The 11982-nt window shown below is 29.0% G+C and carries 11 protein-coding genes; 7 read left to right on the forward strand and 4 right to left on the reverse strand.

The features are described 5' to 3' along the window. Positions 1–26: 26 nt before the first annotated feature. From AVANS14531_RS07570 to AVANS14531_RS07580, 3 genes are read right to left on the reverse strand one after another with little or no spacing between them, the layout of a single operon-like run. Entirely contained in the window at positions 27–1178 is a 1152-nt protein-coding gene (locus AVANS14531_RS07570) for an amidohydrolase (protein ID WP_336611924.1), read from the reverse strand. Next, positions 1178–3973 carry an excinuclease ABC subunit UvrA gene (uvrA, locus tag AVANS14531_RS07575; RefSeq protein WP_336611925.1) on the reverse strand — a complete coding sequence of 932 codons (2796 nt, stop codon included), beginning with the start codon at positions 3971–3973 and terminating at the stop codon, positions 1178–1180. Before uvrA ends, AVANS14531_RS07570 begins: the two co-directional genes overlap by 1 nt. After that, positions 3966–4748 carry a sulfite exporter TauE/SafE family protein gene (locus tag AVANS14531_RS07580; protein WP_336611926.1) on the reverse strand — a complete coding sequence of 261 codons (783 nt, stop codon included), beginning with the start codon at positions 4746–4748 and terminating at the stop codon, positions 3966–3968. Before AVANS14531_RS07580 ends, uvrA begins: the two co-directional genes overlap by 8 nt. Before the next feature lie 84 nt (positions 4749–4832). Between AVANS14531_RS07580 and AVANS14531_RS07585 the strand changes: the two genes are divergently transcribed. Genes AVANS14531_RS07585 through thrB form a run of 7 tightly spaced genes read left to right on the forward strand, consistent with a single transcriptional unit; the run spans position 4833 to position 9976 of the window. Continuing rightward, a complete protein-coding gene (locus AVANS14531_RS07585; RefSeq protein ID WP_336611927.1) occupies positions 4833–5261 on the forward strand; it encodes a chemotaxis protein CheX in 429 nt (142 codons plus the stop codon). After that, positions 5261–5566, forward strand: a complete 306-nt coding sequence (gene fliN / locus AVANS14531_RS07590; RefSeq protein ID WP_336611928.1) for a flagellar motor switch protein FliN — start codon at positions 5261–5263, stop codon at positions 5564–5566. Before AVANS14531_RS07585 ends, fliN begins: the two co-directional genes overlap by 1 nt. Further along, positions 5566–6366: a hypothetical protein gene (locus tag AVANS14531_RS07595; RefSeq protein WP_336611929.1), complete on the forward strand. Its 801-nt coding sequence runs from the start codon at positions 5566–5568 to the stop codon at positions 6364–6366. The genes fliN and AVANS14531_RS07595 overlap by 1 nt, the downstream gene beginning before the upstream one ends. 9 nt (positions 6367–6375) lie before the next feature. Next, a complete protein-coding gene (locus AVANS14531_RS07600) occupies positions 6376–7749 on the forward strand; it encodes a M23 family metallopeptidase (RefSeq protein WP_336611930.1) in 1374 nt (457 codons plus the stop codon). Between the two features lie 9 nt (positions 7750–7758). Then, the gene (gene lpxC, locus AVANS14531_RS07605; RefSeq protein WP_336611931.1) at positions 7759–8652 is read left to right on the forward strand and encodes a UDP-3-O-acyl-N-acetylglucosamine deacetylase; all 894 of its coding nucleotides are present in this window, start codon (positions 7759–7761) and stop codon (positions 8650–8652) included. A gap of 8 nt (positions 8653–8660) precedes the next feature. After that, positions 8661–9077 carry a tRNA threonylcarbamoyladenosine biosynthesis protein TsaB gene (locus tag AVANS14531_RS07610; RefSeq protein ID WP_239817150.1) on the forward strand — a complete coding sequence of 139 codons (417 nt, stop codon included), beginning with the start codon at positions 8661–8663 and terminating at the stop codon, positions 9075–9077. Between the two features lie 20 nt (positions 9078–9097). Beyond that, positions 9098–9976 carry a homoserine kinase gene (thrB, locus tag AVANS14531_RS07615; RefSeq protein ID WP_336611949.1) on the forward strand — a complete coding sequence of 293 codons (879 nt, stop codon included), beginning with the start codon at positions 9098–9100 and terminating at the stop codon, positions 9974–9976. 53 nt (positions 9977–10029) lie between these two features. Here the strand turns inward: thrB and AVANS14531_RS07620 are convergent, their stop codons facing one another. After that, positions 10030–11982: a heavy metal translocating P-type ATPase gene (locus AVANS14531_RS07620; RefSeq protein WP_336611932.1), complete on the reverse strand. Its 1953-nt coding sequence runs from the start codon at positions 11980–11982 to the stop codon at positions 10030–10032.

Genomic DNA, 11982 nt, shown 5'->3' on the forward strand with positions numbered 1-11982 from the left:
GGAATTTGAATTAGGAATTAGCAATTTTATTTAAGATATTTTAGACAAAGCCCTGAGTAAAACGCTGCAGCATTTACTAAAGTATCATCATCATAAATATATCTTGGATCGTGTAAATAATATTCATTCTTGTTTAGTATGAAAGCATAAGCACCTTTGCACTCTTCAAGCATAAAAGAAAAATCCTCACTACCCATTAAAGGTTCATGATTATCATCACAATTTTGCTCTCCAAACAATTCACAAGCTACATCAAAGGCTAATTTTTGTGCCTCATCATCATTTATAGTAGCAGCTCCTATTTGAATAAATTCAAGCTCAATTTTTACTTTAAATAAAATCTCGCAAGATTTAGCTATATTTTCTAATTGATTTATAATAATTTTTCTATCTTCACTATTAAAAGTTCTAATATTAGCTAATAATAAAGCCTTATCTTGCAATATATTAAAACTTGTTTCATTTCCACTTAGAGCTGCTCCAAATGTAATTACAGCTGAATTTTTTGCAGCTATATTTCTAGCCGTTATTAAACTTGCTTGAGTTATAAAATGAGCCATCGCACCCATTACATCACTAGCCTTCTCGGGAGCACTTCCATGCCCACCAATTCCGCTAATATTTACCCTAAGTGCATCAGCTCCTGCCATCATAGCTCCACGCTTTAAGCAAAATAATTTATTAGTTTTGCTTGGGATATTGTGATAGCCAAATACATAATCACTTGGAAATTTTTTAAATAAGCCATCTTTAAGCATAGCTTTAGCACCACCCCTACCTTCTTCTGCAGGCTGAAAAATAAAATTAATCGTCCCATCAAAATCACTTTCGCTTAAATATTTTGCAGCAAGCAACAAGCTAGCAGTATGTCCATCATGCCCACACGCATGCATTATGCCTTCATTTTTAGAAGCATAGCTTACTCCACTAGCTTCACTTATCACAAGCGCATCCATATCAGCTCTTAAGGCTATGCTTTTATTTGATTTTCCTTTTTTTAAAACCCCCACAACTCCAGTAACACCTACATTCTCATGCACCTCAATGCCAAACTCTTTTAATTTATTAGCAACTAATTTCGCTGTTTTAAACTCTTTTAATCCAAGCTCAGGATTTTCATGTATGCACTTTCTAATTTCTATAAATTCAGGTGCTAATTTTTTAATTCTTTCAATCATCAAAACTCCTTTTTCATTTCTTTAAATTCTTGAGCTAAAAACTTAGCTGTATAGCTTGTATCAGCGTATTTTCTAGCTAATTCAAGTGGATTTCCTTCAGCAATTATCTTACCACCCCTAAAGCCACCTTCTAAGCCCATATCTATAATATAATCAGCATTTTTGATTAAATCTAAATTATGCTCAATTACAAAAACACTATTTCCTAAATCCACTAAATGCTGTAAAACCTTTACAAGCTTTGCAGTATCTGCAAAATGAAGCCCCGTAGTTGGCTCATCTAATAAATAAAGCGTATTTCCTGTATCGCTTTTGCTTAATTCTTTAGATATTTTAATCCTTTGAGCTTCTCCACCACTTAAGGTTGTAGCGTTTTGCCCTAAAGCAATATAATCAAGTCCAACATCCATTAAAGTTTGTAATTTTTGTCTAATTTTAGGCAATTTTGCAAAAAATTCATAAGCCTCTGCCACGCTCATTTCTAAAACATCTGCAATACTTTTATCTTTATATTTAATTTCTAGCGTTTGATGATTGTATCTTTTGCCACCACAGGCATCACAAGTAATTGTTACATCAGGTAAAAAGTGCATAGAGATTTTAAGCTCACCTTCCCCACTACATTTTTCACATCTACCACCTGCAACGTTAAAACTAAATCTACCTATTTTATAGCCACGAATTTGTGCTTCAGGAACACTAGCAAAAAGGTTTCTAATCTCATCCATTAAACCTGTATAAGTAGCAGGATTACTTCTAGGAGTTTTTCCGATAGGACTTTGATCTAAGAAAATTACCTTATCTAATTTATCAAGCCCTTTATAAGTAATATCATTAATAGTTATCTTTGCTTTATTTAAATTAGCCCTTGCAATAGGAAGTAATGAATGAAGCATCAATGAGCTTTTCCCACTACCGCTAACTCCTGTTACACAAACTAAATTTCTTAAAGGAAATTTAACGCTTAAATCTTTTATATTGTTTTGATTAATCCCACTAAGTTCTAAAAATCCATCATTTTTACGAGCTTTATAAAAATCAATTTCTTTTTTACGAGTTATATATAAAGCTGTTTCACATTTGCTCTTTAAAAGCTGTTTATAAGTGCCACAAAATACTATTTCTCCACCACCAACACCAGCTTTTGGACCAATTTCTACTATTACATCAGCACTCTCAATTGTTTTTCTATCATGCTCAACTACTATTAAGGTATTTCCTTTAGCTTGCAAGCTTTTTAAAGTATTTATTAATTTTGTCGTATCTCTTTCATGAAGCCCAATACTAGGTTCATCTAATACATATAAAACCCCACTAAGACCACTTCCTATTTGAGAAGCTATTCTAATTCTTTGCGCTTCTCCACCACTAATAGTTCTTGCATCTCTTCCTAAAGTTAAATATCCTAAGCCAACATCATTTAAGAAAAACAATCTTTCATTAATTTCTTTGATAATAGGATAAGAAATTTCATAATCTTGCTTATTTAAATTACTAAAATTTTCTATTTTAAAAAATTCGCAAATATCTTCAATAGGAGTGCTAATAACATCGGCTATACTCTTGCCATTTACTAATACTGCCAAGCTTTGCTCGTTTAATCTAAAGCCTTTACAAGATGGGCAAGTTTTTTCTACTATATAATCATTAAAATCTTTATCATCTTTTAAAATATCATAACTAAGCTTTATAGCACCCTCAAAACTCTTTTTAATATTATGCTTATTCCATAAAAAGCTAAACTCAGTTGCACTTCCGTATAAAATAAGCTTTTTTTGATATTCACTTAATTCTTCATAAGGTTTATTTGTTGGGATTTTTTCTGCTTCGCAAAATGCTAATAATAGTTTTGAATAATAGCTTTTATTAAAGCCCATCATAGTGCGAACTGCACCATCTTCTATACTTCTTTCATAATTTATAATTTTTTCTTGATCAATACTCATTCTAATACCTAAACCATCACATAAAGAACAAGCTCCTTTTGGGCTATTAAAAGAAAAGCTTAAAGGCTCAAGCTTATTAAATGAGATTTTGCATTTAAAACAAGCATTGTGAAGTGAATAGTGAATATTTTTATTGCTTTCTAATAATTCTAATTCGCACTCGCCATAACTTAAACTTAAAGCTTTTTCAACAGCTTGTGCTAAACGGCTCTTGTTTTCATCATTAATTCTTAATCTATCAACTACAAGTTTAATTGTATGTTTTTTAGTCTTTACTAAATCTATTGGCTCATCTAAGCGTGTTAGAGTGCCATTTATTAAAATATTTATAAATCCTTGATTTTTAAGACTTTCAAGAAGTGGTGCGAATGTGCCTTTTTTCTCCTTTACTAAAGGAGCTAATATCATAGCTTTTTCGCTAAATTTTGACATTTCATTGATTATATCTTCTGTATCCATTTTATTAATTTTTTCACCACATTTATAGCAATGTTGAACTCCGATTTTTGAATACAAAAGTCTTAAATAATCATATATTTCAGTAATTGTTCCAACTGTTGAGCGTGGATTTTTGCTAGTTGATTTTTGATCAATTGCAATAGCAGGGGTTAAGCCTTCTATTTTTTCTACATTTGGTTTTCTAAATTTATCTAAAAATTGTCTTGCATAAGCGCTTAAGCTTTCTATATAACGGCGTTGCCCTTCTGCATAAAGCGTATCAAAAGCTAAAGTTGATTTACCGCTACCACTAAGCCCTGTAAAAACTATTAGCTTATTTTTAGGTAATGTTAAATTAATATTTTTTAAGTTATTTTCACTTGCGTTTATAACTTTTATTTCATCATTCATTTATTACTCCGTGTTGTTTCAAAACTTCTATTATTGATAAACTTAATACAAATAATAAAAATCCTATGAAAAGTTTTTTTTGTGTTTTATTGCTAATTTTATGAAATAGCCAATTTCCTACCCAAACACCAGGAAGACTAGAAATTGCGATTATAGCACCGGCTATATAATCAACATGATTTGTAATAGCCATAGAAATAAAAGCAGCACCACCTGCAAAAGCGACAAAAAGCCCACTCATAGAAGCTGCTTTTTTTATATTTAAATTACAAATAGCAACCAAAGCAGGAGTAAGTAAAGCTCCCCCGCCTATTCCTCCACTTGTAGCAATCGCACCTATTATTAAACCTACAAAAAATTGCAATAATTTTGAGTTTTTTTCAGGTTCAGTTGGATTTGCAGGAGTTAAATAAAGCTTAATAATAGCCCAAGTGATTAGAAAACAAATAATATAAGCAATTACTAAATTGCTAACAATTTTCATAATTAATCCAACACTAAGACCACCGATAAGTCCTCCTAATGCAGGATAAATTGCTGATTTTATTTGCAATGTTCCTTTTTTATAATTTAGATATGAATTATAAAAAGATGAAAATACCATTTGCATAACGCTAATTCCAACAGCAATTTTAGGAGAATACCCAACGAGCGTTGTCATTATAGGCACTACTGCTGTTCCTCCACCTATTGCAAAAAGTCCTGCTGTAAATCCTACCAAAAGCCCATCTAAAACAAAAATTATATAAGTAAATAAGGTGTATTGTTCTATCATAAAAACTCCTAAATCGTTATATTAATTAACTTAGCTTACACTTTTCTTTTTTATAATAATTAAAACTTATTTAAGGAAAGATTAATGCTAGATACAATTGATTATTCAGTTAAACATTTTTTTAAACATATTTTAAGAAGTAGATTAGAAACTACAAATTCACTTGATAATGCAGAATATTATGGTGCTAGTATTTGTTTAGGTGATAATGTTAAGGAATTATCTTGCTATTTAATATTTAAAAAAGAAAGCTTACAAGCACTTGCTTCAAGACTGCTTGGCGATGATGCTAAAATGAGTGAAGATGATTATTGCGATTTATGCAAAGAAGTAGCAAACCAAATAATAGGATATGCTAAAAGACTTTTAGCTGATGCTTATGATGATTATACAATTAGTGTTCCTGAGTATTTAGGAAAAGTAAAAGATTTTAAACTTGGTTTTACTCATGAGTTTTTTTATAAACTTGAAGAAAACACATTTTGCGTTGGAATAATTGAGAAGAAAAAATAATGCAAGAAATACAAGAAGCTCCAACAAGAACACTTAATGCAACTTACGAAGAATTGCTTGATGTCAGTGTCGATTTTATAAGCGAATTAGGCACTACTCAACTTAGTGTTAAAGAATTTTTAGAGCTTGGAATAGGCTCTGTAATTGATTTAGAAAAACCTGCAGGTGAGAGTGTAGAGCTTTATGTAAATAATAGGATTTTTGGTAAGGGCGAAGTAATGGTATATGAAAGAAATTTAGCAATTCGTATAAATGAAATACTTAGCTCAAAAACCGTTATTCAATATTTTAAAAAAGAGTTGTGATGAAAAAAATAATTTTACTACTAATTAGCCTAAGTGTTTTTGCAAACAATATAATAAATTACAATATCTATAAAAGAGATGATAGAATTGATGTTATGCTTAGCTTTGATTCTCCATATTCAGCTAAAGATGGAGATATTAGGATATTAAGTGGTAGTGATTATGTAGGCGTTGTGTTAAATAATATCAAAATAGCCGAAAGAAATTCACAAGTTTTAAATATGCCTTATGTAGAACAATTATTGATGTATCCAGTAGGCGAAAGCACTGTGCTTGAGTTTAAAACAAAAGAAAAGCTTAGTATTATTCCAGCGCTTACTAAAGATGATGGATTTGGATTAAGAATTAGAGTATTACCTAAGGCTAATAATCAAAATCTAGCAAATGGTGAAATTCAATACGCTGAAGAAAGTAATATTGATAATAAACTATATTCTATGATAGGAGTTTTAGTAGCTGTTTTATTAATGCTTGTATATGTAAAAAAACAACTTTCTAAAAAAATTAAAATTCCTAATTCAAATTCTAAGCAAAAAGTTGCAAATTTTTTAAATATCAACGAAAATCAAGCAGTAGTTGTGTGCGAAAAACAACTTGATAAAGATAATAAATTTATAGTAGTTGATTATGAGAATTCAAGATATAAATTAATAATAGGAAATACTAATATTTGGCTTGATGCACCAAGTCAAAGTGAAGAAAACTTTGAAACATATTTTGAAGAAAACAAACAAAAATTACAAAATATGATAAAGCAAAACGCTCTAAATTCATACAAAGAAAAAATCAGTAAAATATAAGGAGAATTAATGAGAAGAAATAGAAAAACTAAAATAACCTTATTTTTTTCTATAATTTTAATAGTTTTTATAGCTGCTTTTGTGGCATTTTCTAACACATTTGAAAGAGTTGCACCTACAATAAGTATAGAAAACAATAATAACGATACTATGTATTGGAATGGAAGAGATAAAATCATCTTAAAAGCAGAAGATAATCTCGGACTTAAAAATATAAAAATTGAATACTCAAAAGACAATGATGAGACTAAAAATATATTAATAAATAAAACAATAAATGCAAAAGATTTTACAGCAGAATTAGACTTACCAAAACCAAAATTTAACGAAAAGCTTGATAGATATACACTTTATATAAAAGCAAATGATAAAAGTTTATGGAACTGGTTTGGCGGAAATACAAGCGAACAAACAATAAATGTAATAGTAGATAACAAAAAACCTCAAGTAAGTGTAATAGCAAACTCATACAATATCACTCAAGGCGGTGCAGCTAGCGTGGTATTTTACGCACAAGATGATAATTTAACTGATTTATATATTGAAGTTAATAATCGTATATTTCAAGTAGCACCTTTTGTAAAAGATGATTATTATATCGCTTTAATAGCTTGGGATTTAAGAGATGGAAATGATTTTGAAGCTAGAATTGTAGCAAAAGATAAAGCTAATAATATTATTAAAGAAAGAATACCTTATTATTATTCTAATAAAAAATATAGAGTTTCAAATATTGAAGTAGGAGATAATTTTATAGATGGCAAGATTAAAGATTTATATGAAGCTAATTCTGATAATTCTTTAAATGATAGAGCTTTAATATTTGATTTTGTAAATGCAAAATTAAGAAGTGAAAATGAAAAAATCATTCACAAAATTACAAAAATAGTAAGCAATGAATTAGTAAATGATTTTAAACTAAATGCCTTTTTACCGCTTAAAAATGGAATGAAAGTTGCAGATTTTGGAGATCATAGATTTTATAAATACAACGGAAATCAAATAAGCGAAAGCTATCATATGGGGCTTGATTTAGCAAGTACAAAAATGGCTCCTATAACATTAAGCAATGATGGTAAAATAGTATTTGCTCAAGATAATGGCATATATGGATTAAACCTAATAATAGATCATGGATTAGGACTTTATACTCTTTATGGACATTGCACTAAAAAAAATGTAGAATTGGGCGATATAGTAAATGCTAAAACTACAATTGCAAATACAGGAACAAGTGGTTTAGCATTAGGTGATCATCTTCATTTTGGGGTATTAGTTCAAGGTGTTGAAGTAAGACCTGAAGAGTGGATGGATTCAAAATGGCTAAATGATAATGTTTTTGGCATTATCAAAAAAGCTAAAGAAATTATAAACAAAAAATAAGGAAACGAAATGTTACAAACTACAATAGCAAAAGAAGTAACAAATATAGGCATAGGACTTCATAAAGGTAGTGCTATAAAAATTACCTTTAGCCCACTAGATGCAAATAGCGGTGTAGTATTTCATAGAACTGATATTAATAAATATTATGAAGCAAATTATAAAAATGTAATAAATACAAAAATGGCTACCGTTATAGGGGATAACGACGGCTATATATCTACGATTGAGCATTTAATGAGTGCTGTTAGTTCTTATGGTATTGATAATTTATTAATTAGTATAGATACAAACGAAGCACCTGTTTTAGATGGCTCTGCGGCAGGTTTTTGTGCTATGTTAGATAGTGCAGGCATTAAACAACTTGATGCTAAAAAACAAATAATAGTAGTTAAAAAAGAAGTTAAAGTTCAAGCTGAAGATAAATTCGCAAGTCTTAGCCCAACAACTGCTCCAAGTTATGAATTTAGCATAGATTTTAAACACCCAGCTATTCAAAAACAAAACTATACCTACATAGTAAATAAACAAAATTTCATAAACGAAATTGCAAGTGCTAGAACTTTTGGATTTTTAAAAGATGTAGAGTATTTAAAATCAATCGGTTTAGCTTTAGGTGGTAGTTTAGAAAACGCTATTGTTTTAGATGATAATGGTATATTAAATCCTGAAGGCTTAAGATTTAGTAATGAATTTGTTCGCCATAAAATACTTGATGCTATTGGAGATTTATATATGCTAGGTAAGGCAACTTTTGCAAATTATAAAGCTCACGCAAGTAGCCATGATTTAAACCATAAACTAACTTTAGAATTATTAAATAATCCTAATGCTTATGAAATTGTTACATTAGATAGCGACACAAATAAAGATTTATTAAAGGCATTCACATTAAACTTTTAATTGTGCCTATGGCAGGACTTATCGGAATATATGATAAAAACAATTCTTTAATTAAAGAAATAAAATTAGAGAATAAAACAAGTGAGTCCTTGCCTACTCTTATGCAAGAATTATTAAATACTTATAGTTTTAGCGAATTAGCTTATGCTAATGGGCCTGGTTCATATATGGCTCTAAAAATAGTTTATGTTTTTTTAAGCACAATTGCACTTGTTAAAAACATTCCTTTAAAGGCTGTTAGTGGATTTACTTTTAGTAAAAACAATCTAATTAAAGCTAATAATAATTTATTCTTTACACAAGAAAATGGCAAAATAAAATTAATCAAAAATGATAATTATAAAGATGAGTTTTTTATACCACAAGAGTATAAATTTGATTTTTGTGAAAGTAATTTGCCTAATTATTTTCTACCTGCTATTTAGGATTAAAAATGAAAAATGAAATTATTTTAAAAACACCAGCAACAAGCGCTAATTTAGGTGCTGGATTTGATTGTTTAGGTTTAGCTTTAGATTTTTATAATAAAACTTTAATTAAAAGAAGCAATATCTTTAAAGTTTCTATAAAAGGCGAAGGGGAAGATAATCCTTATCTTAAAAAACACAATCTATTTATAAATATTTTTAATGAAACTTATCAAAAGCTAACCGGCAAAAAAGATACTTTTAGTTTTTCATTCATAAACAATATTCCTTTAAGTCGTGGTTTAGGAAGTTCTAGTTCAGTAATAATTGGAGCAATTACAAGTGCATACTATCTAGCAGGACTTAGCATAAATAAAGATAATATATTAAATAATGCTTTAGTGTATGAAAATCATCCTGATAATATTAGCCCTGCTGCTTTGGGTGGATTTGTGTGTTCTTTGGTTGAAGATAATGTCGTTAAATACATTAAAACCGATATTTTAGATGATGTAAAAGCAGTTGTTTGTATTCCAAATAAACCAATTTCTACGAATGTTAGTAGAAGTGCATTGCCTAAGCATTTAAGCCTTGCAGATACTAGCTTTAATATAAGCAGAAGCTCACTAACTACAGCAGCATTTATGAGTAAAAATTATGAAATGCTAAAATACTCAAGCTATGATAAATTACATGAAAATCGCAGAATGAAAGCAATCCCTGAGCTTTTTAAAATCCGTGAAATCGCTCGTAAAAATGGAGCTTTGATGAGTAATTTAAGTGGTTCGGGTTCTACATTTTTTAATCTTTGCTATAAAGATGATGCTAGTAAATTAAAAAATATATTAGAAAATGAATTTACTTCTATGAAAATCTTAGAACTAAACTTTAATAATACAGGCGTAATTTACGAATAAAGCAAATTCCTAATTCAAATTCTTTGAAATTTTTATGGAATTTGAAATAGGAATTAAGATTTTAATTCTTTAAATAAAAGCAAAGAATTAAACACAACAATAAGCGATGAAATACTCATAAGCATGGCACATAGAGCTGGATTTAAATGCAGATTAATCTCGCTAAAAATCCCACAAGCTAGAGCAATCCCAAAAAAATTATAAAAAAACGATATGAATAAATTTTGCTTAATTTTTGAATACGATTTATCAAAAATCTCAAAAAGTTTTTTGATTTTGATTAAATCATTTTCTAAAAGCAAAGCGTCGGCTTTATTTTTAGCAATCGCATTTGCCTTGCTAAATGATATTCCAAAATTAGCTTTTCTAAGTGCTTTTATATCATTTGCACCATCACCTACAAAAACAGAGCTTACACCTAATTGTGAGATTATCTCAGCTTTTTGCACAGGACTTACTCTATAATAGTATTCATCTATATTAAGCTTTTTAGCTAAATCCTCTACCTTGTTTTTGCTATCTCCACTAATTATTATTATTCTTTTTCCTAGTGATTTTAAAAACTCTATTAATTCTTTTGCGTTTTTATTTAGCTCATTTTCTAAAGTGATTTTGCCAATAAAGCCATCATTTTTATAACACATCAAATCATTTTCAAGGGGTTCTATCCTTACTTTTACGCTTTCATCTTCATAATGCAATACATTATCTTGCAAATAACTTTTGCCATTTAATGCTAAAAAATCATTAAAATTATTTGTAATACTTTTTGCTATCGGATGATTTTGCAAGTTTTCAATACTTGCGATTAGCCTAAAATCATCATAACTTAAATTATGTTTTATTGCTTGAATGTCACTTGTAAGTGTGCCTGTTTTATCAAATATAAAGCATTCTATGTCTTTTATAGAGCTTATTAATTCTGGATTTTTTAAAATTATCTTTTCTTTAAAGCATAAATTAATACAAATTGCTATCACCATAGGAATTGCAAGTCCTAAAGCACAAGGGCATGAAATTAACAGCACACTACTAACATAAAAAAACACCTTAGATGAATCTATAAAATACCACGAAATTCCTGTAATACTAGCAATTATACAAATGATTAATACAAAATATCTGCTAATTTTATCAACCATTTTAAAGGCTTTTAGCTCTTTATTGCTAGCTTTCATTGCTTCATCTTTTAATTTTTCAAGCGAGCTTTCATAATACTCACAACTTGCTCTCATCTTTAAAACTTCGCCATCATTAATGCTTCCTGCGTATATGAAATCTCCTGCTTTTTTAATTAGGCTTACACTTTCTCCACTTATAACGCTTTCGTTTATTAAAGTATCATTTAAGCAAATCCCATCTACTAATATTTCTTCGCCATTTTTTATAATTAATTCATCATTTATGTTTATTTCATTAGCTTTTTTAATTTCACCACTTGCTAAAGTAATGTTTGGAATTTCACTTGGAGCAATTAATGAATTGGCTTTTGCTTTTGCCTTGTTTTCAATAAATTTGCCAAGTCTAATCACAAAGCAAACAAAAGTACTTTCAAAAAAGAAATGATGATGAACGCTAAAAAATGAATAAAAATAATTTATGCTAATTCCAAGCACTACTAATAAATCCATTCCATAACTTTTATGAAATATCACTCTTTTATAAAAATCATAAGAAAGTAATATGGCAAAACTTGCAATCAAGCAAGAAATAAAAAAACCAAAATCAATAAAAGTTAAAACACTAAAAATAGCTAAAAATACTAATCTAGTGCCTTCATAGGTGTTTTTAGCTTTGATTTTATCAAGGCTAACTTCAAAGCCTAATTTTTTGATAGCAAAAATTAATTTCTCGCTATCAAAATCATCATCTACACTAAATTCGCCAAATTTATTTATGAAATCAACATTCGCTGTCAAAGCGCCTTGTTTTAAAGCAGCTTGTTTTATAGAATTCGCACAATTTACGCAATGCATTCCGTTTATAAAAAGTTTTATATTTTTCAA

It is taken from the genome of Campylobacter sp. Cr9, from assembly GCF_020138295.1.
GTDB lineage: Bacteria > Campylobacterota > Campylobacteria > Campylobacterales > Campylobacteraceae > Campylobacter_E.

What these genes read in the sequence shown, in the direction of transcription:
- AVANS14531_RS07570 (WP_336611924.1), bottom strand. Translation starts at nt 1,178, where the DNA reads ATGATTGAAAGAATTAAAAAATTAGCACCTGAATTTATAGAAATTAGA.
- uvrA (WP_336611925.1), bottom strand. Translation starts at nt 3,973, where the DNA reads ATGAATGATGAAATAAAAGTTATAAACGCAAGTGAAAATAACTTAAAA.
- AVANS14531_RS07580 (WP_336611926.1), bottom strand. Translation starts at nt 4,748, where the DNA reads ATGATAGAACAATACACCTTATTTACTTATATAATTTTTGTTTTAGAT.
- AVANS14531_RS07585 (WP_336611927.1), top strand. Translation starts at nt 4,833, where the DNA reads ATGCTAGATACAATTGATTATTCAGTTAAACATTTTTTTAAACATATT.
- fliN (WP_336611928.1), top strand. Translation starts at nt 5,261, where the DNA reads ATGCAAGAAATACAAGAAGCTCCAACAAGAACACTTAATGCAACTTAC.
- AVANS14531_RS07595 (WP_336611929.1), top strand. Translation starts at nt 5,566, where the DNA reads ATGAAAAAAATAATTTTACTACTAATTAGCCTAAGTGTTTTTGCAAAC.
- AVANS14531_RS07600 (WP_336611930.1), top strand. Translation starts at nt 6,376, where the DNA reads ATGAGAAGAAATAGAAAAACTAAAATAACCTTATTTTTTTCTATAATT.
- lpxC (WP_336611931.1), top strand. Translation starts at nt 7,759, where the DNA reads ATGTTACAAACTACAATAGCAAAAGAAGTAACAAATATAGGCATAGGA.
- AVANS14531_RS07610 (WP_239817150.1), top strand. Translation starts at nt 8,661, where the DNA reads ATGGCAGGACTTATCGGAATATATGATAAAAACAATTCTTTAATTAAA.